This is a genomic window from Protofrankia sp. Cj5 (genome assembly GCF_917627405.1).
In the GTDB taxonomy this organism is placed as follows: Bacteria; Actinomycetota; Actinomycetes; order Frankiales; family Frankiaceae; genus Protofrankia.
Window position 1 is genome coordinate 1 of record NZ_CAKJTO010000039.1, and the last position, 24,517, is coordinate 24,517.

At 67.4% G+C, this 24,517-nt stretch carries 22 protein-coding genes and 1 pseudogene; 5 read left to right on the forward strand and 18 right to left on the reverse strand.

What is annotated here, in order from left to right; genetic code table 11:
• A partial coding sequence (locus tag MJ777_RS10635) for an acyl-CoA dehydrogenase (RefSeq protein ID WP_239375654.1) occupies positions 1-1,395 on the forward strand: 1,395 nt, incomplete at its 5' end.
• 264 nt (positions 1,396-1,659) lie between these two features.
• Here the strand turns inward: MJ777_RS10635 and MJ777_RS10640 are convergent.
• The 4 genes from MJ777_RS10640 to MJ777_RS10655 all read right to left on the reverse strand — a co-directional run bounded on the left by MJ777_RS10640 (position 1,660) and on the right by MJ777_RS10655 (position 5,916).
• On the reverse strand, positions 1,660-1,896 hold the full coding sequence (locus MJ777_RS10640) for a hypothetical protein (protein ID WP_239310741.1): 237 nt from the start codon (positions 1,894-1,896) through the stop codon (positions 1,660-1,662).
• Positions 1,897-2,130: 234 nt separating this feature from the next.
• Complete coding sequence (locus MJ777_RS10645) at positions 2,131-3,483, reverse strand: dihydrolipoamide acetyltransferase family protein (RefSeq protein WP_239375656.1); 1,353 nt, start codon at positions 3,481-3,483, stop codon at positions 2,131-2,133.
• A gap of 109 nt (positions 3,484-3,592) precedes the next feature.
• Positions 3,593-4,579 (reverse strand): alpha-ketoacid dehydrogenase subunit beta, encoded by a 987-nt coding sequence (locus tag MJ777_RS10650; RefSeq protein ID WP_255724034.1) that lies wholly within the window; start codon positions 4,577-4,579, stop codon positions 3,593-3,595.
• A gap of 2 nt (positions 4,580-4,581) precedes the next feature.
• Positions 4,582-5,916 (reverse strand): thiamine pyrophosphate-dependent enzyme, encoded by a 1,335-nt coding sequence (locus MJ777_RS10655; protein WP_239375666.1) that lies wholly within the window; start codon positions 5,914-5,916, stop codon positions 4,582-4,584.
• A 189-nt stretch (positions 5,917-6,105) separates the two neighbouring features.
• Between MJ777_RS10655 and MJ777_RS10660 the strand changes: the two genes are divergently transcribed.
• A complete protein-coding gene (locus MJ777_RS10660; RefSeq protein WP_370652697.1) occupies positions 6,106-7,074 on the forward strand; it encodes an LLM class F420-dependent oxidoreductase in 969 nt (322 codons plus the stop codon).
• Between the two features lie 87 nt (positions 7,075-7,161).
• Here the strand turns inward: MJ777_RS10660 and MJ777_RS10665 are convergent, their stop codons facing one another.
• The 7 genes from MJ777_RS10665 to MJ777_RS10695 all read right to left on the reverse strand — a co-directional run bounded on the left by MJ777_RS10665 (position 7,162) and on the right by MJ777_RS10695 (position 15,282).
• Complete coding sequence (locus MJ777_RS10665) at positions 7,162-7,638, reverse strand: Fur family transcriptional regulator (protein ID WP_255720144.1); 477 nt, start codon at positions 7,636-7,638, stop codon at positions 7,162-7,164.
• Between the two features lie 202 nt (positions 7,639-7,840).
• The gene (locus MJ777_RS10670; protein ID WP_239375676.1) at positions 7,841-9,055 is read right to left on the reverse strand and encodes a pyridoxal phosphate-dependent aminotransferase; all 1,215 of its coding nucleotides are present in this window, start codon (positions 9,053-9,055) and stop codon (positions 7,841-7,843) included.
• A 122-nt stretch (positions 9,056-9,177) separates the two neighbouring features.
• Positions 9,178-10,116: a DUF2637 domain-containing protein gene (locus MJ777_RS10675; protein ID WP_239375678.1), complete on the reverse strand. Its 939-nt coding sequence runs from the start codon at positions 10,114-10,116 to the stop codon at positions 9,178-9,180.
• Between the two features lie 233 nt (positions 10,117-10,349).
• Complete coding sequence (locus tag MJ777_RS10680) at positions 10,350-11,219, reverse strand: metal ABC transporter ATP-binding protein (protein WP_239375687.1); 870 nt, start codon at positions 11,217-11,219, stop codon at positions 10,350-10,352.
• Between the two features lie 118 nt (positions 11,220-11,337).
• Positions 11,338-13,893 carry a TIR domain-containing protein gene (locus MJ777_RS10685; protein ID WP_239375689.1) on the reverse strand — a complete coding sequence of 852 codons (2,556 nt, stop codon included), beginning with the start codon at positions 13,891-13,893 and terminating at the stop codon, positions 11,338-11,340.
• A gap of 164 nt (positions 13,894-14,057) precedes the next feature.
• Complete coding sequence (locus MJ777_RS10690; protein ID WP_239310748.1) at positions 14,058-14,723, reverse strand: OmpA family protein; 666 nt, start codon at positions 14,721-14,723, stop codon at positions 14,058-14,060.
• The gene (locus MJ777_RS10695) at positions 14,704-15,282 is read right to left on the reverse strand and encodes a hypothetical protein (protein WP_239310749.1); all 579 of its coding nucleotides are present in this window, start codon (positions 15,280-15,282) and stop codon (positions 14,704-14,706) included. The genes MJ777_RS10690 and MJ777_RS10695 overlap by 20 nt, the downstream gene beginning before the upstream one ends.
• Before the next feature lie 424 nt (positions 15,283-15,706).
• On the opposite strand from MJ777_RS10695, the gene MJ777_RS10700 reads away from it, so the two are divergent.
• Positions 15,707-16,099, forward strand: a complete 393-nt coding sequence (locus MJ777_RS10700) for a type II toxin-antitoxin system VapB family antitoxin (RefSeq protein ID WP_239310750.1) — start codon at positions 15,707-15,709, stop codon at positions 16,097-16,099.
• Here the strand turns inward: MJ777_RS10700 and MJ777_RS10705 are convergent.
• The 3 genes from MJ777_RS10705 to MJ777_RS10715 all read right to left on the reverse strand — a co-directional run bounded on the left by MJ777_RS10705 (position 16,086) and on the right by MJ777_RS10715 (position 17,648).
• Complete coding sequence (locus MJ777_RS10705) at positions 16,086-16,379, reverse strand: hypothetical protein (RefSeq protein WP_370651617.1); 294 nt, start codon at positions 16,377-16,379, stop codon at positions 16,086-16,088. The two genes, MJ777_RS10700 and MJ777_RS10705, sit on opposite strands and share 14 nt — an antisense overlap.
• A gap of 634 nt (positions 16,380-17,013) precedes the next feature.
• Positions 17,014-17,394: a hypothetical protein gene (locus MJ777_RS10710; RefSeq protein ID WP_239375691.1), complete on the reverse strand. Its 381-nt coding sequence runs from the start codon at positions 17,392-17,394 to the stop codon at positions 17,014-17,016.
• Positions 17,391-17,648, reverse strand: a complete 258-nt coding sequence (locus tag MJ777_RS10715) for a hypothetical protein (protein WP_239310754.1) — start codon at positions 17,646-17,648, stop codon at positions 17,391-17,393. The genes MJ777_RS10710 and MJ777_RS10715 overlap by 4 nt, the downstream gene beginning before the upstream one ends.
• Before the next feature lie 264 nt (positions 17,649-17,912).
• Here MJ777_RS10715 and MJ777_RS23090 point away from each other — a divergent pair.
• Positions 17,913-18,131: pseudogene (locus tag MJ777_RS23090) on the forward strand (transposase); the annotation flags it as partial.
• Positions 18,132-18,227: 96 nt separating this feature from the next.
• On the opposite strand, the gene MJ777_RS10720 reads toward MJ777_RS23090, so the two are convergent.
• The 3 genes from MJ777_RS10720 to MJ777_RS10730 all read right to left on the reverse strand — a co-directional run bounded on the left by MJ777_RS10720 (position 18,228) and on the right by MJ777_RS10730 (position 21,188).
• Complete coding sequence (locus MJ777_RS10720; RefSeq protein ID WP_239310755.1) at positions 18,228-19,004, reverse strand: YcnI family protein; 777 nt, start codon at positions 19,002-19,004, stop codon at positions 18,228-18,230.
• A 232-nt stretch (positions 19,005-19,236) separates the two neighbouring features.
• Entirely contained in the window at positions 19,237-19,914 is a 678-nt protein-coding gene (locus tag MJ777_RS10725) for a hypothetical protein (protein ID WP_239309820.1), read from the reverse strand.
• A gap of 5 nt (positions 19,915-19,919) precedes the next feature.
• Positions 19,920-21,188 carry a hypothetical protein gene (locus tag MJ777_RS10730; RefSeq protein WP_239375693.1) on the reverse strand — a complete coding sequence of 423 codons (1,269 nt, stop codon included), beginning with the start codon at positions 21,186-21,188 and terminating at the stop codon, positions 19,920-19,922.
• Positions 21,189-21,299: 111 nt separating this feature from the next.
• On the opposite strand from MJ777_RS10730, the gene MJ777_RS10735 reads away from it, so the two are divergent.
• Positions 21,300-23,075: a copper resistance CopC/CopD family protein gene (locus tag MJ777_RS10735; protein ID WP_239375695.1), complete on the forward strand. Its 1,776-nt coding sequence runs from the start codon at positions 21,300-21,302 to the stop codon at positions 23,073-23,075.
• A 51-nt stretch (positions 23,076-23,126) separates the two neighbouring features.
• Here the strand turns inward: MJ777_RS10735 and MJ777_RS10740 are convergent, their stop codons facing one another.
• The gene (locus tag MJ777_RS10740; RefSeq protein WP_239375697.1) at positions 23,127-24,434 is read right to left on the reverse strand and encodes an RNA polymerase subunit sigma-24; all 1,308 of its coding nucleotides are present in this window, start codon (positions 24,432-24,434) and stop codon (positions 23,127-23,129) included.
• Positions 24,435-24,517: the final 83 nt, after the last annotated feature.

Here is a 24,517-nt window from a genome sequence, read left to right on the forward strand (position 1 = left end):
TTCGCCCGCCAGGCAATCGAGCGGCAATGGGGCGGGACGATGGTGCTCACCGAGCCCGACGCGGGTTCGGACGTGGGTGCGGGCCGCACCAGGGCGCTGGCACAGGCCGACGGCACCTGGCACATCGAGGGCGTGAAACGATTCATCACTTCAGGTGACTGGGATGTTCCGGAGAACATCTTCCATCTCACTCTTGCCCGGCCGGAGGGCAGCGGACCGGGCACCAAGGGACTGTCCATGTTCCTGGTCCCGAAGTTCCTGGTGGACCCGGTGACCGGCGAACCTGGCGAGCGCAACGGTGTCTACGTCACCGGCGTCGAGAAGAAGATGGGGCTGAAGGTATCCACCACCTGTGAGCTGCGCTTCGGCGAGAAGCACCCGGCGGTCGGCTGGCTCGTCGGAGACGTCCACGACGGCATCGCCCAGATGTTCGAGGTCATCGAGTACGCCCGCATGATGGTGGGCACCAAGGCCATCGCGACACTGTCCACGGGGTATCTGAACGCCCTGGAGTTCGCGCGGAGCCGGGTCCAGGGCGCTGATCTGACGCAGCTCATGGACAAGGCCGCACAGCGTGTCACGATCATTCATCACCCGGACGTCCGGCGGATGCTCATGTTGCAGAAGGCGTACGCGGAAGGCATGCGCGCGCTTGTCCTGTACACCGCCACCGTCCAGGACAGGGTTGCCGTGGCGAACGCCGCGGGCACGCCGGACGACCTCGCCGGACGGCTCAACGACCTGCTGCTGCCGATAGTCAAGGGCGTTGGCTCTGAGCGGTCCTATGAACTGCTGGCGACGTCCCTGCAGGTTTTCGGTGGTTCTGGCTACCTGCAGGATTACCCGATCGAGCAGTACATCCGCGACGCGAAGATCGACACCCTGTACGAGGGCACCACGTCCATCCAGGGACAGGACTTCTTCTTCCGCAAGATCGTGCGAGATCGCAGCCAGGCCCTCAGCGCGTTGTTCACCGAGATCCAGAGCTTCGCCAAGGACGGCGCGGGGGACGGCGCACTGCGCCGGGAACGGGAGATCCTGGCTGCCGCGCTGGAGAACGTCCAGTCCATGGTCGATGTGCTGACCGGTTTTCTCGCCGGTACCGCGCAGGATCCCAGGCAGGTGTACAAGGTGGGTCTGAACACCACGCGGCTGCTGATGAGTGTCGGCGACCTTGTGATCGGCTGGCTGCTGCTGCGTCAGGCCGAGGTGGCCACAGCGGCGCTCACCGGATCGCAACAGGCCTCGGCAGCCAGGGAGCGTGCCTTCTACGAGGGCAAAGTGTCCACAGCCCGGTGGTTCGTCGCGAACGTGCTGCCCGAGCTGTCGATTCGGCTCAGCGTTCTCCAGGCTACCGATCTTGACTTGATGGACCTGACTGAGGACGCGTTCTGACAGCTGCCCCACACCGGGCGCCGCTCAGGCGTCGTTCGGAGGCGGGGCGGGGCGATGGTCACCACATGCAACCGTCGGGCGCGCGAGACAGAGCCTGGATCGCGCCCCCGGCGGCCCGCCGCTACCAGGCTCCCAGCCCCTGACGTGCCCGGCGGAGGCACGCGGGAGCTGACGGCAGCGGCACGCGGCCGAACGCCTGCCGCGCGTTCACCCGCTGTCGGCCTGTTGCGGCACGGCGGGGTGATCCTCGGACCACCGGTCGTTTCATGACGTACGCAGCGGCGGGAAAGCCTGGTCCAGCTCATTGCGCATGTCCCGCTTGAGCAGGTCGTCGGCCTCGGAAGTGCCCTGGCCCTCCAGCAGGAATCTCGCCACCCGCAGCGTCAGATCGACGCGTTCAGCGAGGTTGAGAGGTCCGTTAAAACGGCCGCTGGAGCCTGCGGAGGTCAGGACCTTGGCGACAAATTCGTCGGCGGCCTGCAGTGCCTCCACGCGCGTCATGCGTTTCACCCCTTTGTACGGAAGCTGTGTCGGAAGCCGTAAGCAAGGCGCAACCGTACCAGGCGAGCTCCTTCCTCCGTTGTCCGCCCCATCCCGTGCTCTTTGTCCCGGTTGATGTCCCGGGTTGGTCTGTTGTGTCCCGTCTTGTGGATACCTCGGCGGGTGCTCGCTATGGCCTCATAATCGTTACTCACAGACACCAGAACGCGGGTCCGCGGGTGCCGCGGAGACTGGTCAACTCCAGGCCAGGGCCACGGCTGGGTCGGCGAGCATCGCGCCGATGTCCGCGAGTACCCTGGCGCCGAGCTCGCCGTCGACGATCCGGTGGTCGAAGGTCAGGGCGAGTTGCGCGACCGTCCGGACGGCGAGTTCTCCGTTGTGTATCCACGGCGTCGGACGGATGGCGCCAAGGGCGAGGATCGCGGCCTCCGGCGGGTTGAGGATGGGCGTTCCGATGTCGATTCCGAACACGCCGATATTGGTAATTGTGATGGTTCCGCCGCGTAGCGAATCAGGTGTGATTTTTCCAGCGCGGGCAGCCGTGGTCAGTTCATGCAGGGCGTGCCCGAGCGCGACGAGCCCCATCCCCTGCGCCCGCGGGATGTTCGGCACCACGAGCCCTCGGGGCGAGGCCACCGCGATCCCGAGGTTGACATCCTCATGGATGAGGATCTGCGCGGGTGCGTCACCGACCGCTTCCGCCCAGCTGGAATTGATCATTGGATGCCGCTGGACCGCGGTCAACAGCGCCTGTGCGACAAACAACAGCGCGGTCACCTTCACACCCGTGAACTCGGGCAGGGCGGCAATCCGGTCCCGAGCCGCCATCATCTCGGTGACATCGACGCTGACGAACTCGGTTACCTGCGGCGCGGTGTACGCGCTGGTCACCATTGCCGCCGCGGTCGCGCGCCGGACGCCGGTCACCGGTATCCGGCGGACGCGGCTGGCAGGCTCCTCACGGGCAGGCAGCCGGGCCGCCTCGACGTCCGCCCGGCTGATCGTTCCGTGCGGCCCAGTACCGGCGATCCGCCACAGGTCGATGCCGAGATCCCGAGCCAGCTTGCGGACTGGTGGTTTCGCCAGTACCCCAGGCTGGGATCGCCGCTCGGCGTGCTCGGCGTGGTCTGGGCGGATTGCCGGTCCGTCCGGTTTGTTGCGTTCCTGCTGCCTGTTCTGTCCGTTCTCGTCGGTCCGCTGCCGGGGCCGGGTGTGTGACGGCCCAGCGGATGCGCGCGGGCCGTACCCGACCAGCACGGGTGTCCGCCCGTCCGCCGGGCTGTCCGTTCCGTGGTCCGTTCCGTGGTCCGGTCGGGTGACCGGACCGAGGTCCGCCGCTGCCGTAGCATCGGTGTCGACGGTGATCAGCGGCCGTCCCACCTCGACGGTGTCGCCGGGTTCGGCGTGTCGAACGACGAGGACACCCGTGAGTGGTGAAGGCACCTCCACCAGCGCCTTGGCGGTCTCCACCTCGACGATCGGCTGATTGATCGTCACAGGCTCGCCCACCGCCACCAGCCACCGGACGATTTCGGCGTCCGGTAGGCCCTCGCCCAGGTCAGGGAGGCGGAACTGTTCACGCGGCACAGGTGACCTCCAACTGGCGGACGGCTCGCGGCCTGGCGCGCGCCGCGCGGGTCTGGTTCGACGGGTCTGCTTCGACGGGCTGGCTCGACAGATCGGCCAGCACCGGTCGTCAGTACTGGAAGGAACGGTCGACGGCGTCCAGGATCCGGTCGACATCCGGCAGGTGGTGTTCTTCCAGCCGGGACGGCGGGTATGGGATGTCATAGCCGGTGACGCGTAGCACCGGAGCCTCCAAGGAGTAGAACGCCGCCTCGGTCACCCGGGCCGCGATCTCCGCGGACAGGGACACGTTCGACGGTGCCTCGTGCACGACCACGCACCGGCCGGTGCGGCGAACGGACGCGAACACTGGGGACAGCTCCAGCGGGGAAAGGGTGCGCAGGTCGATGACCTCGAGCTCGCGCCCCTCGTCCGCCATGACGGCGGCTGCGTCCAGGCAGGTCCGTACCATCGGGCCGTAGGCGACGAGTGTCGCGTCGCCCCCGGTCCGGACAACCCGGCTGGCGTGCAGCGGCGTTGCGTTGGCGAGTGGTTCGTCGGTCTCGACCTCCCCCTTGTCCCAGTACCGGCGCTTGGGTTCGAAAAAGATTATTGGGTCATCGGCCGCGACCGCTTGCTGGATCATCGTGTGGGCATCGGCCGGGCTGGCGCAGGCCACGACTTTCAGGCCCGCGGTATGGCAGAAGTACGCCTCTGGCGACTCACTGTGGTGTTCCACAGCGCCGATGCCACCACCGAACGGGATGCGAACCGTCACCGGCAAGCGGACCCGCCCTTGGTTCCGGTAATGGATTTTCGCCAGCTGAGTGACGATCTGGTTGAAGGCCGGGTAGGCGAAGCCGTCAAACTGGATCTCGCACACCGGCCGGAACCCGCGCATCGCCAGCCCGATCGCGGTGCCGATGATCGCGGACTCGGCCAGCGGGGTGTCGATGACGCGAGCCTCGCCGAAGTCCGCGAGCAGCCCTTCGGTGATCCGGAAGACGCCGCCGAGCCTGCCGACATCCTCGCCCATCACAACGACCTTCTCATCGGCGGCCATGGCCGTGCGCAGACCGGTGTTGAGGGCCTTGGCCAGCGTCAGTGTCGAGCGCACCGTCAGACAGCCTTTCGTGGCTGGCGGGCTGGGCCCGGTGCGGCCGGCATTCCGGCGGTCACGCCCGCGGTGGCCGCGATCTGGGTGACCCGCGTCAGGGGCGGGCGGGTGTTCCAGGCCGCCGGTCCGGCCGGTTCCGGATCAGCCGGTTCCGCCGGTACCGCTGCCGGCCAGGCGTCCCGCATGGCCGCCAGGGTTCTGGGCTCGTCCACGTACACGTGCTCGAACATGCTGCGCGGGGACGGGTCGGGCAGGCTCAGACAACGTTCACGCAACGTGGCCGCGAGGGCGTCGGCCTCGGCGTCGAGAGCGGCTGCCGCATGGTCATCCAGGAGCCCACCGGCGCGCAGATAGGCGGTCATCCGTTGCAGCGGGTCATGCTCTCCCCAGTAGGCCAGTTCCTCGGCATGGCGGTACCGGGACGGATCGTCAGCGGTGGTGTGGGCACCCATCCGGTAGGTCACCGCTTCCACCAGCGTCGCGCGTCCCTGGCGGGCCGACTCCAGCGCCCAGCGGGTTACCGCGAGCGTCGCCAGCACGTCGTTGCCGTCCACCTGGATCCCCTGAATACCGAAACCTGACGCCCGCTGGTAGATCGGCACCCTGGTCTGCCGCCGGGCCGGCGCGGATATCGCCCACTGGTTGTTCTGGCAGAAGAACACCACCGGAGCTTCGAAGACACCCGCCCAGTTGAGCGCCTCGTTGACGTCGCCCTGGCTGGATGCTCCGTCTCCGAAGTAGACCAGCGTGGCCGGCATGCGGTGGCCGTTACTACCCGCACCCACCGCATGATCGCGGGAGATGCCCATCGCGTAACCGGTGGCGTGCAGGGTCTGCGAGCCGACCACGATCGCGTAGCACTGGAACCCGTGTTCGTCCGCGTCCCATCCTCCGTGGGTGACCCCACGGAACAGGCTGAGGATGTCCAGCGGGTCGACGCCACGGCACCAGGCCACCGCGTGCTCCCGGTAGGACGGGAAGACCATGTCGTCGGCACGCAGCGCCCGGGCGGAGCCGACCTGGGCGGCTTCCTGGCCGCGCAGGCTGGCCCACAGGCCAAGCTCACCCTGGCGCTGGAGAGCGGTTGCCTCCTCGTCGAAGCGGCGCGCGATCACCATGTCGCGTAGGAGCCCGTACAGATCAGCGCCGGTGAGGTCAGACAGGTAGGGATCGTAGGTCTGGTCGGGCAGCCGCTCACCGCCCGGCGTGAGCAGCCGTACCGGCTCCGGGCTGCCGTCCCGGGATTCACGTGATCCCTGTGATTCACGTGAATCCCGGGGATCACGCGGGACGGGTGTGACGGCGCCGTTCGGCCCGTCTGTGTCAGGAACGGACATAGTGTCCTCCGGTCATCCTCGGCCGTCCCCGAGATCGTCGGTCGCAGCCGCCGGTTGGGGCAGCCGGTCGCCGCGGTCAGCGGGACCGTTCACCGCGGAGCTGACGATAGTCGTCCCATGGTGGCGAGCAACCCCGGACACGGCTTCCGGCTGTCTGCCGTGGTCGGCGCGTCCCGATAGCGTGGTGCGGTGACAACTGCCCCGACGTCCGCGAGCGGCGCCGACACCGCCAGCGCCATCGTCGACACCGCGCGCCCGCCCGTCCGTTGTGACCTCGGTCGGGTCGGGATCTGGAGCGGCCAGTTCGACTTCTCCCCGGCTTCGGTTGTCCGGGCGGCCGTGGCCGAACTCGACGAGCTGGGCTACCGGGCGGTCTGGACTGGTGAGGTCAAGGGCCGGGAGGTCCTGGTGACAGCCGCGCTGATGCTCGCGGCGACCTCCCGGCTCACGGTCGCGACCGGGATCGCGCAGATTTTCGCCCGGCATCCCCAGACGATGGCGGCCGGGCAGCTGACCCTCGCCGAGGCGTTCGGAGACCGGTTCCTGCTCGGGCTCGGCGTGTCACACGCGTCCCTGATGGAGATCCGCGGCGTTGCCTACACCAAGCCGTTGACGCAGCTGCGGGCATATCTCGACGAGATGGATCGGGCGGCTCGGGAGCAGTACCGGGCAGTGCCACCGGCCTCCTCAACGCGGGTCCTGGCCGCGCTTGGCCCGAAGATGCTGGAGCTGGCACGGGTCCGGGCGGACGGCGCGCACACCTACTTCGTGCCGCCGGAGCACACGGCAAGCGCACGGAAGATCCTCGGGCCGGGCAAGCTGCTTGTCCCAGAGCAGGCGTTCGTCCTCGACACGAATCCCGAGAGCGCGCGGGAGCTGGCGCGGCGGCATACGGGTTCGTATCTGCGGCTGCCGAACTACACGAACAACCTGCGCCGTTTCGGCTTCACCGACGACGACCTCGTGGGCGCGGGTTCCGACCGGCTCGTCGACACGATCGTGCCGTGGGGTGATCCGGACGTCCTGCTCGGCCGGATCAGCGAACATCTTGATGCCGGAGCCGATCATGTGTGCGTCCAGGTCCTTGATGCGGACCGCCGCGGGCTGCCCCGCCGGCAGTGGCGTGAGCTCGCTCCGGCCTTGCTGAGCCTTGGCTGAGGATGCGCGGGGGACAGTTCCCGGCGCACCCGGTTCCAGGCTGGCGTAGCCCCAGTCCGGTCAGTCCGGTCAGTCCGGTCAGTCCGGTCAGTCCGGACTGACCGCGCAGGTGGCGCAGGTCCCGTAGATCTCCAGGGTGTGGGCCACATCGGTGAAGCCCGCCGCCGTCGCGATGTGGTCCGTCCACACCTCGATCTCCGGTCCTTCGACCTCGACGGTCCGTCCGCAGCGACGACACACGAGGTGATGGTGGTGATTGTCAGTGGTGCAGCGGCGGTAGAGGGTCTCGCCGTCGTCACGCCGCAGCACGTCCACCTCACCCCGGTCAGCGAGGACCTGCAGGTGCCGGTACACGGTGGTCAGGCCGACGGCCTGACCACCGTCGCGCAGGTACGCGTGCAGGTCCTGGGCGCTGGTGAAGGCATCGATCTCGGCGAGCGCGGTGGAGACCGCATCGCCCTGGCGGGTGGCCCGGACGGCTGTCCCCCGGCCGAGCGCGGACCGTCTGTTACCGCTCGACCTCCCTGGCGCTGCGGATGTGGGCGGAGGCGTCGACCCGGACACGGCTCGCGATGATGCCGGGGGCGGCGCGGATCGGCTGGATTCGGCACTGGACACAGCCTTCACTCTCTCACCGCTGGCTTCCTCCGGGGGGCGGCAAAGGGGCCACGCTCGTTGGCATGCGGTCGACCGTGCGAAAAATATTGATAACGGTTTTCGTTATTTTCGCTCTCGATCGTTTCGATGATTACGGATCCTCCTGTCGTCAGCTCTGTGTGTAGGTCTCGAGGAACCTGCCGATACGGCCGATCGCGTCGGTGAGGTCATCCACCCCGGGCAGGGTGACTATCCGGATATGATCGGGCCTGGGCCAGTTGAAGCCGGTGCCCTGCACGAGCAGAATTTTTTCGGTCAGCAGCAGGTCCAGGACGAGCCGCTCGTCATTGACGATCCGGTGAACGGCCGAATCGATACGCGGGAACGCGTACAGCGCGCCGCGTGGCTTCACGCACGATATGCCCGGAATATCGTTGAGAAGTTTCCACACCACGTCGCGCTGCTCGTGCAACCGGCCGCCGGGCAACACGAGGTCGCCAGCTCCGCTGTCATCCGCAAGCGCGGCCCGCATGGCATATTGGCCCGGGACGTTGGCGCACAGCCGCATGTTCGCCAGGATGTTGAGGCCTTCAACGTAGCTGGTGGCATGCGTGCGCGGACCGGAGACAACCATCCAGCCGGAGCGGAAGCCGGCGAGTCGATACGCCTTTGACAGCCCGTTGAACGTGACACACATGATGTCCGGAGCGAGCGCCGCGGTGGAGATGTGCTCGGCGTCGTCATAGAGGATCCGGTCGTAGATCTCGTCAGAGAAGATCATGAGGTTGTGCCGGCGGGCGATCTCGATGATGCTGGACAGCGCCTCGCGGCTGTAGACCGCTCCGGTCGGGTTGTTCGGATTAATGATCACTATTGCCCGGGTCCTGGTGGTGACCTTGCTTGCGATGTCGTCGAGGTCGGGCATCCAGTCGGCGGACTCGTCGCACATGTAGTGGACGGGCTGGCCGCCGCACAGACTGACGACCGCGGTCCACAGCGGGTAGTCCGGTGCCGGCAGCAGCACCTCGTCGCCGTCGTTGAGCAGCGCCTGCAAGGACATCATGATCAGTTCTGAGACGCCGTTGCCGAGGTACACGTCGTCGATGTCGATTCCGGCGACGCCCTTACCGGTGGTGTAACGAACCACGGCCGCCCGTGCGGATGCCAGGCCCTTGGAATCGCTGTAACCCTGTGCGTCGGCGAGGCTGTCCACCACCGCCTGAAGAATCGCCGGAGGTGCGGCGAACCCGAACGGCGCGGGGTTGCCGATGTTCAGCTTCAGGACGCGTTGGCCCTCGGCTTCCAACCGCGTCGCCTGGTCGAGAACAGGACCCCGGACGTCGTAGCAGACGTCGGCGAGCTTGTCGGACTGGGTGAACTCCATCTGCCAAGGGTAGGCGCGCCGTCCAGTGGGTTTTCTCGCCCGTGACGGGCTATCCGCCGTACAACCCCCTCGGCGTGGCACGCGGGGAGCCCTGGTTCGGTGGCTGGTTGTGCTGACCAGAGTCAGGGGGTGCGGGTCCAAGTCGGGGTGAGGCCGCGGCCCAGGCCACGGGCCGGACGGGCCGGAGGACGGGACGGTATCGGCAGCGGTCCGGTGTCGATACCGGCGAAGCGGGTGTCCTTGCGGACCTGGTAGACCCAGCTTTTGCTGACACTGATACCGCGGGCGGCGAGCAGCGCGGCAGCCTGTGCCGCCGAGCCGTCGCTCTGTTCCAGCGCGCGGATGATGGCGTCCCGTTTTCCGGCGGTGTCCAGCCCTGGGAATGCCTGGCCGGACGGTTCCGCCGCGGTGTCCGGTAGATCGTCCACATCCTCCGCCACCGCTTCGTACCCGGCCGCACGGCGTCCGTCGACTGGATCAGCCGGATTCAGGGGGCCCGCTGGATCCGGCTGATCGACATCTTCGACGGCTTCGACGTGATCGGGTGTTTGTACTGGGACGGGAGCCAGGAACAGTGGTGACCGCCCGAGCGTGGGCTGCCCTGTGCGCGGGGCGGGAATGCTGACCGTACCGCTGAGCCTCTCACCGGGCGCGACCGGAACATCGGTCGTGTGGGTGGTCGGGCGGCGGGCGTCGGGGAGCGGGCCCACGGGGCGGATCTGACGCATGAGCAGTTCGTAGGAACCGAGCAGAGCCAACGGTGGCCAGGCCGCGATAGCCCTGGCTGTCAGGTTCGGGTCGGCATGCAGGACGTTTGCCGCCAGCGACGCGCATGCGCCCATAGTGAGCAGGGCATAGGACAGCTGGGAACGGCGCCGGCCCGCACGGCGGTCCGCCCACATGCTCATGGAGGCGGCGACGATCAGCCCGTCCACGCTCAGCGGCAGCACCGCCGCGGTCATGGAGTCCTCGCCGTGCTCGATGGCGACGCCACGCATGTGGCGGTAGGAGACGAAGGCTGCCACCGCCGCGACCAGGGTGACGGCCGCGACCGTCGCCATCCGGATGGCCCGCTCCGCGGATGCGCCTGGATGACTACCAGATGACACTGGACGACCCGCGATCACAACAGATCAACTCCCCACGCCGGCTGCGCCGTCCATGATGCCCGTCATCCCAGCCGGAATTCGGCCGGACTCCCCGAAACCCGACCGAATTCCGGCGTGCTTGTTGCTGTTGGTAACATAACTATGACGTTAGGGTGTTTTTCGCTGTTCAGGGCTCCGCGAAGGGGCTATCTGTATTGGGTCATGATTGTTGCGTCGCGCAATGATTCCAGTGTGCTGTCGGTGCTGTCACCGAACGCGGTATCGAGCGCATGCTGGGTCAGGACGGCCGCGGTCGGCCCGAAAGCGATCTGACGGTGGTTGAACAGGAACACGTCGTCGCAGGCCAGATGCGCGAGGGCGAGATCGTCGGTTGAGATCACGACGCTGGCGCCGGCTGATCGCATCGTTGCGAGGGTGGCCAACAGCGCTGCCTGGCTGGGCACGTCGACCTCGGTGAGCGGCTCGTCGAGCAGGAGGATGCGTGGCTGCTGGGCTATGGCGCGCGCGAGCATCACCCGTTGACGCTGGGTGCCGGACAGCGTCTCGAAACGGTCACGGGAACGGTCGGCGAGCCCGACTCTCGCCAGCGCGCGGGCGGCAACCGTCCGGTCGGCGAGGGTGGGGCGCCGTACCCATCCGATCCATCGGTAGCGCCCCATGAGTACGACCTGGATGACGGTGACTCGAGTTTTGCTGTCAAAACTGTCGGCCGGTGGGATGTACGCGACCTGGCGGCGGGCCTGCCCCGGCGGCTGACCGAGCACGGTGACCGATCCTTTGATCACCGGTGCCAGCCCGAGTATCGATTGGAGCAGTACTGATTTTCCACCGTGCCGTGGGCCTATAATAGCGACGGCATGGCCTGTTTCGACGGTTCCGTGGACGTTCGTGAGTACCGGTGTCCGGCCGGCGGCGATCGTGACCCGCTCGAAGAGCACGGCCGGGCCCGCGGCACCTGCTATCGACGCGCCGGGCTGGTCCGATGCATCCGTTATGTTCACTATCTTCGGTACGTTGTAGGTGTCGCCCGACAGCCCCCGCATTACCTCGGCCATGCTTCGAGACGGTACGGCTGTTGCGCGTGCAAGGCATGACGAGCTGTGACCGTGCTGGCGCTATCACCCGTTCGGGTTGGCTCGGCCGGCGGGTGACGCGACCTATGGGTGACGCGACCTATGGGTGAAGAAAGTGGCGCGCCACCTCCACCAGATAACGGTCAGCGGCATGCTTGGGCAGCGCGTCCAACGGCTTGTCCGGAGGGTTGGCCGCCTGGAACATATTCAGCCGCTTGTCCTCGCTGAATAAGCACGCCCCAATGATTACTGGTATGATCCGACAGCCACCGGCGTCCGCCGCCGCTAACAGCTTCGGCACTTCTTTGTGATTAATGAAGTCGGATGCGAGAAAATTGGCACTGACCAGAAGGATCGCAATTTTTGCCCGTTCCAGGGCCTGAGTGATCTCGGTCAGCCAGCGGTCTCCGGCCTGAATACGCCGATCATCCCACAGGTCGAGCATTCCGTCGCGGATGAGTGGACGCAGGTGGGTGTCCAGTCGCTCGAGCCAGGCCCCGTCCCGGTGGCTGTAGCTGACGAAAACCTGGTCGCGAGGCCGGGGCAGGCGCTTGCCAGCCACCTCGGCGAGCTGTTCGGCGCTGCGGCGCCGTAGGTAGAAAAGTAGCTGAGGGTCCTCGCCGATAATCATCCGTGCCCGTGGATCGTAATGCAGATGTTTCTCGATAGCGGCGGAGGGGCCGGTCAGCCCGGCCGGGTGGCTGCGGATGAAGGCGTCGATCCCGGCCGCGAAGCCAGGGTTGTCCACCCGTACGTCCTCGCGCAGGTCGTCAAGGCGCAGGACCCCGTCATCATGGCGGCCCAGCTGGGTAAGCAGATGGATGCAGGTGGCTTCGGCGGGTCCGTCGAGCGCGGCGAAGCCGGCCAGCTCCGGGTCGTACTTGGCGGCCAGATCACGCATCACCCTTGTCTCCGCACGGGTGACGTCGCCGGCTATCTCCACGGAGAACGGCTGAGTCCGCTCGACACCGTGGAGAACGGCCAGCTCCCAGCACAGCATCTGCGCGGTCAGCAGGCTCCCCGCCGCCGCCCGCACGATCTGCGCACGGTCCTTGAAGACCAGATTGAGCGCTTGTTCGCCTTTGCCGATGACGTCGAGGACGAGGGCGTTGCCGTCCGTGCGCAGACCGGCCGCGGACAGCCGGAAGACGTCGATGCGGGTGGCCACGTCGAAACCCAGGTCGACCAGGCTCGCGCCGGTACCCGGTATCCCCACGACGAGGAGCTTGGCCGCCGATTCTTCGTCGGCGAGCACCTTGAGGTGGTCGAGCAGCCTCTCCCGCAGCTCCGCGGGCAGCCGGTGGAAGTCGTCGACGGCAACCGTGCCGACATGGTGCTCCGGGAGCCGCTCGATCGCCGGGCGGTCGGCTGGTTTGCGGGCACTGAGCACCTGGACCTGTCCCAGCGAGGGCCCGGCCCGCTCCAGCGCCTTCTTGAGCAGCGTCGTCTTGCCGATACCGGACGGCCCTTCGACGACGATGCCCCGGCCGGTGGTGCGCAACGCCATGATGAGCCGGAAGAACTCCGGCGGCTCGACAAAGGTCAGTGACGGCACACCGCTGCGCTTGAAGACGTCGTTGAGGTCGAAGACCTCTGTGGACGCCGCCGGATCGGTGCCGTAGGGTGTGTTGTCTTCCAGGATCAGTGGTGCCGGGGGCGTTGTATATCGGCCAGCTGGGTAAGCGCCGCCCGGAGGTCCGGACCTGGCTTCCCAGGTGTTCCGGGTGGCCTCGTCGATGGCGAGCCAGACGCCCTCGACGACACTCGCGATCGCGGCGTCCCGGCTCTCCCATTCGCTGATGGGCACGCCACCGCTCGGCAGTGGAGTGAGATCCCGGAGCTGGGTCCGCTGCCAGGTAATCGGATGGGTGATCACCGGTATCACGATCAGACGGCCGGCGCTTTGTTCGGCCAGCAGCTTCTCGACCGCGACGGATTCCAGGAACTGGGAACGAAGCAGCCCACGGCTTATCAGCAACAGGACCACGTCGCCGTTCTCGGCTGGCAGTACCTGATTGTCGATACCGTTTCCGCTGCTGGTCTGCCCATGCCCAACGGGATTATCGAGCAGCGCGTCGATCTGCCATAGAATCGGTTCCAGCCGCGTTTCGCGGCGAAGCACGAAGGCGCTCCAGATTTCCCTGGCGTCGTCCGAGTCGTGAGCGTGGATGACGAAGATCTTGCGTCCGTGGGCAGCACTCGCCGCTGATGGGTCCTCGTTCGCCCTCAGGACATCCGGCAGTCGTTCCATGAGAGCATGTTGTCGTGTTCTTGTGTAGGTCCGTACGACCGCCGCGACGGCGTCATCGATTTCTTCGGGGTAGACGGCGGTCAGATCCAGAGCCGGTATATTTCGCAGCTCGGATGGCAGTCCGGTTTCTCTGACGATGACGGGTAGTACGGGTCTACGTGATTCGAGGAACGTCCGCAGTAATCGGGGGATGCTACTCGATCGGAAATAGGAGGGTGAGACCACGACGATCAGGACGTCGGCCGATTCCGGCGCCGGGGGAGGTCCTTCCGACGGTACGATCGGTGGATACGGTCCGTCGGCGGGAACAACCTGGTATCCCTTTGCCCGGAGCGCATCCCTGATCTTCGTTCCCCAGCCGGCGTCCTGCGGCGCGCAGCTGAGGAAGACGTCGTAGTGTGCCACGGGACCTGCCTCGGTGAGTGCGAACCGTGGCGCTGATAGTAACCGGGCGGATCGTGACTGTGGGTGTCGGACGTGTAGATGACACCCAGATGGTGTGCTCCGCGGAGGAGGATGGCCGGCATCGGTCGGTCATGGCCCAGCATCAGGTTGTGGCCCAACACCGGTCATGAGGTGCGGTAGGTGATGGTGACGCGGCGGTTCTGGGCGCGGCCGGCGCTGTTGTCCGAACCGTCCGGATTGGTGTTCGCGGCGACGGGGCTGGCGGAACCCTGGCCGGTCGCGGAGACCAGCACGTCGTGTGGGGCTCTTGGGCGCAGCAGGTCCGCGACGGCGTTCGCCCGTCGTTGGGAGAGGATCACGTTGTATGCGGGTGTGCCGGTGCTGTCGGTGTAGCCGTTGACCGCGACGGTCCCCCTGGCGCCGCCGATCCCCGCCGCTATGTCCGCGAGGTGCTCGCGGGCCGTCTCGGTCAGATCGGCGGAGTCGAAGGCGAACAACACGTCCGAGCTGATGGTCACGGCCACACCGGAGGCGTCCCGCCGCTCGGTGCGCAGCGGGACAACAGCTGTGTCGACCTCGATGGGACGGACCGCGTCCGCCACCTCGATTCGCTGGATCGAGGCGGCGATAGCCTGATCGCTGACTGTGGCCGAGGGCGCGGGCGGCTCCGACGCGGCCCAGGCGTTCGGTTCGTCGGCCCAGAGAACGGCGCCGGCGACCAAGGCGACAACCGTGACGACGGCAACCGTGACGATGGAGATCGCGGTGGCCGGGCGCCGACGTCGTGCGCCGCCGCTTCGGCCACCCGGGCTATCGGCTGACCGGAGCATCGTCGAACAACAGCCGATCGTCGGCATAGACGTCGACGGTCCGCACGTCCTCAGGCGGCGCCGCGAACGTGTACGAGGCGCTGACCGGGGTGTTGTTGACAGTCTTCGTCCGCGGGCCGCTCGCGCCGAGTTCAGTGTTGCGGCTGTCCTGGACGACCACGTAACGCTTCAGATTGGTGCTGTCGACAAGAGCGATGGCCGGGCTATGCGCGGCGAACATGTCGAAAACCGAGATCTCCTTGTCACGTGGGAGATCACTATACCTCGGTGTCCACACAACGGTCAGCGTCGCCAGCCGCCCGTCCACCTTCAGGCTGATGAAACCGACCTCGACGGTTCCGGAACCTCCACCCGGAGCGCGGAAGCTGGCCGTTCGGGAGGCGACAGCGCCATCCGCGGCGCCCTGGCCGGCCCCGGTCGTACCGGCCCGCGGCGTGGTCACCGTGGTGGCCGATGCGTGGGCCGGTGGCGAAGCCTTGTTCGAGCCGCCGGAGCAGCCGGCGCTGACCAGCACGATCGCGCCAAGCGTGGCTGTGCGCAGAATCAGGCGGGTTCTCATCCTGCGGAACATCTGGACCTCCCGCATGAGTGTGACGACGGTGCGCGGTCCCGATTATGCGGATGGAGGCTGCTCCGGAGTTCCCGATTCGGTGGATGTGTGCGTGATGCTCACAGGTGGCGGTTTCAAAAATGTCATATTGACAAACTCGATGATTTTATGTATGGGCAGCTAGGCCTGCTTGCCTGGGTTCCGTCCCGCCAATCCACGCCACGGAAGTTTCTTGATCGACGTTGTTCGAGTCGTCTGACGAGTATTGTTTGATTGTGTTTCTTGTTGAAAATGTCTATTTTTAGTGTCTTTGTAGATCCGAAACAACACATGAGCAACCGGCGTGGAGTGTGGTAGCGATCCGCTGGGCTGGCGGAGGATTCTAGGCTGTCAGGTGTTCCGCGAAGGTGCTCCCTCATCCAGGAGGTGTTAGTTGATCTTCAGATATGTGGGTGACGGACGCCCGTATCCTGACCATGGCCTGAGCCAGCGGGAATGGGCCGCGATCCCCCCGCGCCAGGTCAGGTTGGACCAACTGATCACAACCAAGCGGGTGCTCGCGCTTGACGTCCTCCTCGACGAGGATTCGACCTTCTACGGGGACCTGTTCCCGCATGTTGTGGAGTGGGACGACGCGCTCTATCTGGAGGACGGCCTCCACCGTGCCGTTCGTGCGGCGTTGCAGCAGCGCAACTCCATCCACGCTCGTGTGCATGTGCTCCAGCCGAACCGGACCGTGGACACGGCTGGGTCCACCGGGGCTGACACGGCGTTCGGCGGCGCGGCAACCAGGGTCGGCCCGTGGCTTGGTGTCAGTTCCCGCTGATCAGATAGGTCGTGTAACGGTCTGTGCCGACTTTTCCGAAGATGTGCTCCGGGCAGTCGTGCGCGGGCTTGTAGGCAACGATCGGCCGCCAGACCGGCAAACGTCCGATCTGGGTGAGGGCGCCGCCAGCGAGTTTGCGAGCGTCCGCCTGGGTGCGGTCCTGTTCGTCACTGAGTTCATACCATGATCCGCACCAGCGGATCTCTCTCGGGCGGCTCGTCCACGCCGCGGTATGGAAGAACCACAGCAGGTACATCTCCCGGAACAATAAAGTGATCATGAAAATGACCAGCAGCGAACGGACAAAGTTCCCGGTTCGGCTTGAAGCGAGAACAGGGCTCACGGGACAAGGACCCTGGAATGTGGCCAGGCGATCTTTAGAGCGCCTGGCCGCGGGGGACGCGGCGTCGCGGGGCTGGGGCATGCCCCTGGCGTCATCACTCCCCGTCCATCGCCGCGCGACGCACGGGTACCCCGGCTCGTCGGTCGCCGGCCACCAGGGCGCATGCCTCCTTCGTCTCGCGGTGCACGTACCCCAACCCCACTCCTTGATCCGCGCCCCTGTCGCTGGTCGCTCTTGGTAGCGTTCCTGGGCGAATTGTCCGACCATCCGATGGGAGACGTCCTGCGGCCCCGACCACCGTGCGCCACTGCCCGCTTCTGTCCAACCATGATCGTATTGGCCGGCCGGTCCCACGGGAATTCGCCCGGCCCGAACACACCATAGGGGCATTTAGCCGTGTTCCGCGGCAACCGGCCGCCCGGCGCGCCACGCGGCCAGCGGATCGTCAGCTGTGCGGCCGGTAGGCGGCGACCAGCACGGCGACACCTGTGATGATCGGTACCGACAGCACCAGGCCGATGCCGCCCTGCGTGCCAGGCTGGTCCGGCATCCCTGGGGACGCCGGACCAGCTCACGGGCTGAGGTCCAACAGGCGCACCGGCTGACCCACCCACCGGTCCGGTGCCACCGTCGCGATCACCGCACCCGCGGGACGTTCCGGGGTGGGCTCGGCCGCATAGCGGACGTGCGCCGGCGCCCAGCCGGTATCGCGGGCCAGTGCGAGCGCGGCCGCCAGGTCCAACTCCACGATGGTCACCGCCGGCAGCGCGGCGATGTGCTCGGCGGTGCCCGGCCGGGCCCGGTCCGCCTCCACCAGCGCACACGCCGGCGCGTACAGAAAATGGCCCGGCTCGGTGTGGGCAAGGTGAATCAGCTCGGAGGCCAGCCGGTTGCCGTGCCCGGCCGAGAGCATCGCCGTGTCATCCAGCACCACATGCAGCGCGTCGCTCACCGCCCCAACGCCCGCGCCAGCCGCCGGTCCAACTCCTCCCGGGCCTGCGTGGCCTCCTCCTCCGTCGGGTCGTAACCACTCCACTCCCGCAGCACCGCCCGCGCCCGCTCCGCACGCTCAGCCCGCTCCGCAGGCGTCAGCAGCGTGCTCGCCAACCGCGCCAGATACGCCCGCAACGACAACCCTTCCGCAGCCGCCACCGCCGCCAACCGATCCCGCGCCTCCGCCGGAATCCGCACATTCGCATCCGTCATGGACAGCCTCCTTTCACCCACCCAGCAGAATACGGGTACGTGAACGTACCCTGGCAGATGCCGCAGGCTGCCCGTCATCTCATCCCCCCGCACTGTGTTCAGGATGCGGCGGGGGAGTGCCCGAGCAGTGGCACCCCCACACGGCAGCGGACTCCTGGTAAAGCGCGGGTGTCGAATCCAACCGCCCTACCAGGAGCCCGAGCGCCAGTATCGTCTGCGTGCACGTGTGTGTCCTGCCCCGCCCACCCCGAATCCCGCCAGTCGATGGCCGTAGCACCACACGACGGTTTCTACCCGTCCTCGACGATCACGGATGCGCAGTGGAGGGTGCTCGAACCGCTCCTGCCCGCGCCGGGTAACCGGGCGGGGAAGGGCGGCCGGCCCGCGAAGCACGCTCGACGGCGTGTCCTGGACGCGATCTTCTATCTGGTGCGGGGTGGCTTGACTTGGCGACAGCTCCCCGTGGAGTTCCCACCGTGGCGAACGGTGTACACTCCTTGTCCGTCAGATCATGTGGATCTTCCACTCGGGGAAATCTACTTGCCACTTTTAGCTATCGCATGGTCAAGGAAACACTGCCTAGTGCGTGCCGTTTCGACGGCGACTGGCCAGCAGGGCGAAAGCGCCGAATCCGATCCCGGCGATCCCGGCGATCAGGCCCGCGATACCCAGCCCTCGAGCTGTTCCGTCGCTGCTGTCGGCGCTTTGGGAAGCGGTCTGCACCGTCACGCCGCTGGTCGCCCCCGTGTTGTTCGGCGTGCTGGCGGCGGCTGCGGCGGTTCCTGAACCGCCGTGCGTGTCGGTGCTGTCGGTGCTCGCCGCGGTGATGGTCAGTGTCGGTGCCGGGTGCTCGGGCTCGGCCTGTCCAGGCTGCGCGACGTCGATCCATCGCACGACCTGGCCGTCGCTGTAGGTCTGCAGAGTCTTGAACGCGAGTGTGCCGGCCTTGTCCGGCAATGGCCCGGCCGAGATGACGAACTGGGCGAACTCGCCCGACTTGATGGCTGTGTCGGCCGATGAAGCGGTCCAGATGATCTCACTGACCCCCTCGGAGACGGTGCCGTCATCCGTAGTGATCGGCTTGTCCAGTTTGGTTTTCCTGATTTCGTGGGTCCAGCCGGGGATGTTCTCGACCAGCACCGACGCGATCGGGGCATCGGCGGGGAACTGAACATCGATTTTGGTTGTGGCAGCGTCGTCCCGCTCCGTCGGGACCTCGAAGGTGAGTGTCGTGTCGGTACCAGTGACGGCTGTTGTCGGCCGCACGGTGACATGAGCCGAGGCCGGCAGCGCGAAGGCGATCACGCCGGTGAGGGCGGCGCCGAGTACGGCGGCACCACGGGTCGTACGGGACATGCTGATCCTCTCGAGGAAAATTGATCACAAAGGAAATTGTGCTGGGCGCACAAGAAGTGCGGCAGGAGCGATCGGCGAGTCACCGATTGCCAGGATGGCGGTGATCATTGCTCGCCTGAATCCACACTTTTGGGACTTTTGTTCCGTCGATCGCGCCGTCCCACGCGGAGATCACCCCGTGGAACGCTCGTCGCGTTCCAGATCAGGGCGTTTCCGGCAGGTCTGGACGTCTTCAGGCGTCTTCAGGCGTCTTCAGGCCGAGCGGCGGCCCGCGCCGGCCATCGGTGCGGGCAAACAGACGTCCGGTCACGTATGCCGGCCGCATGAAGACGGCGGATCGGCAACTGCCGGACCGGCGCGTCAGGGGTTCGGCGCCCGGCGCTGTTCCCAGCGGCGGGCCGAGCAGCGTGGCCGCGAACCGGCGAGCATTCCGTAGCAGTACGATAGCGGAACGCGCACGGACGCGACAGCGGGCCACCGCGAGGCGTAGGCACGCCGCGTTCCACAGCCCTCGTTCAGCCTGACCGAGCACGGCGGCGACCAGCGCGGCCGCGCTTACGTGGGCCACAGTCATCGTGGTGCCGTCAGTCAGTACAGCGCCCGCCATGCCGGGGCCATGTGCGGTGACCGCGAACGTGATGTGCAGGGCCAGCTGGGCGAGTCCGACGCCGGCGAGCAGGGCGACGAACCGCCGTTCCCGTCCGGCGAGGCCGTATGCGATGCGGGTCAGCAACCCGAATGCGCCGGCCAGCAGGGTTGCGGACGGACGGTGGCCGCCTGCCGCGGCGTGCGCCGCTACGGCGAGGGCGACCGACGAGCCGGCAAAGGTGGACGCACGCGCCAAGCGGCCCGCGGTCGTCACGGCGGGCGGTTCAACGCTGGCGGCGACGGCCGCCGCGCGTACGTACACGGCGGTCAGCCTGCCATATCGGGGCGAGATCGACCCATGCCCGGCTCTGTTTCGGCGTCCGGACACAGCCCAGGTTGTTTCGGTCCAGCTCCCAGCCCCGGTCCGGCCTGTCCGTATCCGCTCCGGTCCGCCGCGTCCTGTTCGGTGGCCTTCTGTACCACCGTCTGCTGTTCCGTCGTGTCCCGGTCCGTCGTGTCCCGGTCCGTGCCGGGCTGTTTCCGCCAGCCGTGCCGTCGGGTCACCACGGGCACCGCGGCGAGGAGCCCGATGCCGATACCGATGGTGACCGTGGTCAGGAGCCGGGCGAGGGCCACGGGGCCCGCGATCGGGGCACCCGATCGGTACAGTAGGCCGACGTCGCCGAAACCGCCGACCATGGCGATGACGAAGCCAGCGGTCGCGGCGAGGTACCCACCGGTGATCGATTCTCGGATCAGCAGGGCGGCCGAGCCCAGCCCGAGCGCCCAGGCAGCCATCTCGACGGTGTTGCTGAGGAAGAATCCCGACAGCCGGCCGTCGGCCCGCGAGAATGTGATCAGTAAGGAGTGGGTGATGTCCGCGGCCACAGTGATCGTCACCGCCGCGGCCAGCGCCGTAGCCGCGCGTCGTAGCAGTCCGAGAGCCATGACCCCAGCGGCTAGCATGATCCCGAGAACGAACCACGGCGTGGGGGACGGCCCTGGAATCCAGTCGAGGGCACCGGTCACGTTGACCGTCTGGCCGTCCACGGTCAGCGGGATCATCCAGGTGTAGATCTCGTGAAAGCGGCCGGGCGCGGCCAGAACGACCGGCGGGTCCTGCGCCCCCATCCAGTGGGTGCGGTGGTCGTGCCAGACGGTGGTGCCGCCATGGCCGATTTTCTCCCAGCGGGGCGGCGCCGTGTCATCGCTTCCGGTCAGCGGTTTGGATGATCCGTTCGCCAGCCCGTACCGGCTTGTGTTGAGATAGGTCTCGGACGAGAGGGCGTTGCGCCAAGTCCCGGTCGGGTCCACCCGCAGGTATGGTTCGTCGGAATATCCTTTGACGATCACGGTGTGATTACCGATAACGGTCAGCCTGACCCGGCTGCCGTTTTCCACCGGGGTGAGGGTGATGCCGTCCACCGGTGGGTTCATGCCGGTCAGGGTCGTGCGCAGGTTGGTGGCTCCGCCCCCGTTGACGGAGTGCGCCGATGCGGGCGAGGCTGTGACAACCAGCCAGCAGGTCAGCACGCCGAGAACAAGCAGCGCGTGGGGCAGCCCGTGACATAACCGGCCTCTGTCGGTCACATTCATCGACAGATAGCCTACGCAGCCTTTTCGGTGGACGGTGATGCCGGGCAGGGGGAGCGGGCGGGGCCGGAGGACGGTGAGAGGGACACTGGTGCGGTGATAGAGGCTCGCGGCATGCGCCGTCTCGGGTTCCTGCTGGTTGCCGTCGTCGCGGCGCTGATCGCGACAGCGGGCCCGGCGTCGGCGCACGCCGTGCTCGACCGCAGCGACCCGGTCGCGGGAGCGACCCTGACGGTCCCGCCGTCGCAGGTCACGCTTGCTTTCAGCGAGTCGGTAACAACGGACGCACGTTCGATAACAGTCATCTCCCCAACCGGCCAGCGGGTGGATGCCGGCGATGTCCGCCACGGGCAGACCGGCAGCCAGGTCGTGGCGGGGCTGTCCGCCGACCTCGGGCGTGGCACGTACGTGGTCAGCTGGCATGTCATCTCCGCGGACAGCCATCCGGTCTCCGGCAGCTTCTTCTTCGGTGTCGGGGTGGCTCCAGACGCCAGCGCCGCGGCGTCCGTGTCCACCAGGAGCGGTTCGGCCGCTGTCAGCGTGCTGGCCGGTGTGGTGCGTTTCGGAGCCTTCGCCGGTTTGTCCGTTCTGCTCGGTGCGGGTTTCTTCCTGCTGGCGCTCTGGCCGGCGGGGCTACGACAGCTGGGCCCGCGGCGGCTGCTGTGGGCGGGATGGGGCGTGACGCTCGCCGCCGCTGTCGGGCTGTTGCTGGTCCAGGGGCCGTACGGCGCGGGTCAGGGGTTGTCCGCACTGGCGCGCTGGGCTCCGCTGTCGACCACGTTGCACACCAGGTTCGGGCATCTGGTGCTGTTGAGAATCCTCGCGCTGCTGCTCGCGATACCGCTCCTGCACGCGATCGTGGCCGGTGGCCGCCGGGCCGTCGCGGAGCTCTGCGGCCTCGCCCTTGTCATCGCCGGGACCCAGGCCGCGTCCGGCCATGCGGGTGTCGGCGGCGACGCGTGGCTGGCGACCGCGATCCTGACTGTGCACGTGCTGGGAGTCGCCGTCTGGATGGGTGGTCTCGCCACCCTTGTGCTCTTCCTGCGTGCGAGGTCCGGGCGTGGCCGCGCAGATGATCGCCCTTCTCGGTCCGGCGCCCGGGTGCCCGCTGCCCGCGCCGCCGAGCTTGCCGGGGTGTTGCCGCGTTGGTCACGTACCGCGATGGCAGCGGTTGCCGTCGTCATCCTCACGGGTAGCTATCAGTCCTGGCGAGAGGTAGGCGGATTGCCCGCGCTGACCGCCACTGCCTATGGCCGTCTGTTATTGCTGAAGGTCTGGTTCGTGGCGTTAGCGCTCGGAGTCGGCTGGCTGGCGCACAGGTGGGTTGTCCGCAACTACCGGCCGGTCGTCGCGGCGCTGGCCGCGAGTCGCTCGGACACGACAGCCGGCCTGGCCGCCCACTCGGTAGGGCCGTCATCGACCGATATCGCGGCGCGGCCCGAAGTGGCCGAGCGTGCGGTGGCTGGGTTGCGCCGTGGGGTGATGTTCGAGGCCGGCCTGGCCACAGTGGTGCTCGCGGTGACCGCGGTGTTGGTCAACTCGGTTCCGGCGCGGACGTCCTATGTACCGCCGTTCGCTGACACGGTGTTCGCCGGACCGCTCACCGTCCAGGTCGACATCGCCCCGACCAGGCACGGGCCGCAGACCTTGCACATCTACACGTTCGATCCCGCTGGCAAGGTCGCGCCGCTTGCGGACGCGTCAGCGCAGCTGTCCCTGCCCGACGCCGGGGTCGGACCGCTCTCGGTGCCGCTTGCCCAGGTCGCACCGGGCCACGCAATCGCTCAGGGGATGCAGGTGCCGCTGACCGGTACGTGGCAACTGCGGCTGACGTTACGGGTCAACGATTTCGATCAATATGTAACCACGCTGTTCTACCAGGTGCGGTAGCCGCCGAGGCCGGTGAGCCCGGGCGGCGCGAGCTGGACCCCTGCCGATCACTTAAGCCTGCGGCGGTGTCCCCGAGGTGAGCACGGACGGGGTTGTTGTGTCCGCGTCGGGCGTGGCCGAGGGAGCTGTCGAGGGCATCTGTGTCGCTGGTGACGCTGACGGGACTTCGACCGGCGGTACGTGTGTCGCTGAATTGCCCATTGATGAGGAGGCGGTTACGGTTGGTAGTGTTGCGGTCGACCGTGGTAGCACATTGACCATTGTGGGTGGACTGGGTTCGGGGACCGCCTGCGGTCTGGCCAGCTCGGCGGTGGACCGCTGGGCCACCAGAATCATCTCGTTCGCACTCGCGACTTCGAGCATGGTTGGTACGGTCCGCTGTCCGGGCACCCGTCTGGTGAACGCCCCGGCGACTGTCGGGCTGATCGTGTCAGGTCGGTGCCGGCCAGTGACGAGTGGCCCTGGCGCTGGCGGGCCGAACGCGACATCGGGATAGCGGGGGCTGACCTCGGCCGTGGTCGGCCAGTTGATCGCGGCGGTGACACCCGCGACGGCGAGGAGCAGCGACGCGGCGAGCGTGACCATGGGCCGGCCACGTCGCTCGTCCGGGGGGCGAGCGACGCCGTCTGGATGAGCGACGGAGCCTGGCTCGTCCGTGTGGTCCGCTGATGTACCGCGGGCGCTGCCCGCGGGGGTATCTGGTACCGGGGTATCCGGCATGGGGGCTGACATGGGGGCTGGCATTGAGGCTGGTATTGAGGCTGACATGGGGGCTGGCATGGAGGTATCCGGCATCGAGGAGGCGTGCGGTGGGACCGACGGGACCGGACTTCCGAGCGCCGTCGCGGCTCGATCGAAGGTGCGGACAAGTCCTTCCCGCAGTCCCCTGGGCGCCGGGGTGAGCTGAGTCTTTGCGAGCATCTCCTCAGGGGCCGCGGCGTGCCGCACCGGGCCACCGCGGGCCTGGGGCGAGCCGGACCAGGCCAGGGCGCTGCCGCGGGCCAGCTCGAGTAGCCATGAGCGCAACCGGGTAGGCTCGCCGAGCGCGCCCAGCCGGGTCCGGGCAACGAGGGCGAACGCTGTGCCCGCCGCCGCCTGAGCGACCTCGGCCTCGCCCAGGATGAGCAGACACATCGAGAAGACGTCGTCGGCGTACTGTTCGTAAACATCGTCGAAAGCATCCCGTTCGCCTCGCCGGATCCGCATGACGAGGTCGATATCCGACTCCGGGGTCCGTGGCAGCGGCGTGCGGGGCCTGTCTTGGGCGTCGCGGGCAGTGGGCGCAACCGCGGATCGATCGAGGCTCGGGCCGGTGGCGGATACGTCTGCTGGGTCAGTGCGGCGGATACCGCCGTTCATCAGTGCATTCTCCTGTGTCCCCCGTCGGCGAGATGAGTCATAGCCGCGTCCGGGTGTGGAGCGGGTTACACCGTCACCGCTCG

Excerpts from the sequence above, each read along its gene's own strand:
- MJ777_RS10705 (WP_370651617.1), bottom strand. The coding sequence starts at position 16,379 with ATGATCACTTTATTGTTCCGGGAGATGTACCTGCTGTGGTTCTTCCAT.
- MJ777_RS10715 (WP_239310754.1), bottom strand. The coding sequence starts at position 17,648 with ATGACGGATGCGAATGTGCGGATTCCGGCGGAGGCGCGGGATCGGTTG.
- MJ777_RS10730 (WP_239375693.1), bottom strand. The coding sequence starts at position 21,188 with ATGAATGTGACCGACAGAGGCCGGTTATGTCACGGGCTGCCCCACGCG.
- MJ777_RS10695 (WP_239310749.1), bottom strand. The coding sequence starts at position 15,282 with ATGAGAACCCGCCTGATTCTGCGCACAGCCACGCTTGGCGCGATCGTG.
- MJ777_RS10670 (WP_239375676.1), bottom strand. The coding sequence starts at position 9,055 with ATGGAGTTCACCCAGTCCGACAAGCTCGCCGACGTCTGCTACGACGTC.
- MJ777_RS10640 (WP_239310741.1), bottom strand. The coding sequence starts at position 1,896 with ATGACGCGCGTGGAGGCACTGCAGGCCGCCGACGAATTTGTCGCCAAG.
- MJ777_RS10740 (WP_239375697.1), bottom strand. The coding sequence starts at position 24,434 with ATGAACGGCGGTATCCGCCGCACTGACCCAGCAGACGTATCCGCCACC.
- MJ777_RS10690 (WP_239310748.1), bottom strand. The coding sequence starts at position 14,723 with ATGCTCCGGTCAGCCGATAGCCCGGGTGGCCGAAGCGGCGGCGCACGA.
- MJ777_RS10675 (WP_239375678.1), bottom strand. The coding sequence starts at position 10,116 with ATGGCGACGGTCGCGGCCGTCACCCTGGTCGCGGCGGTGGCAGCCTTC.
- MJ777_RS10680 (WP_239375687.1), bottom strand. The coding sequence starts at position 11,219 with ATGGCCGAGGTAATGCGGGGGCTGTCGGGCGACACCTACAACGTACCG.
- MJ777_RS10655 (WP_239375666.1), bottom strand. The coding sequence starts at position 5,916 with ATGTCCGTTCCTGACACAGACGGGCCGAACGGCGCCGTCACACCCGTC.
- MJ777_RS10735 (WP_239375695.1), top strand. The coding sequence starts at position 21,300 with ATGCGCCGTCTCGGGTTCCTGCTGGTTGCCGTCGTCGCGGCGCTGATC.
- MJ777_RS10720 (WP_239310755.1), bottom strand. The coding sequence starts at position 19,004 with ATGTCCCGTACGACCCGTGGTGCCGCCGTACTCGGCGCCGCCCTCACC.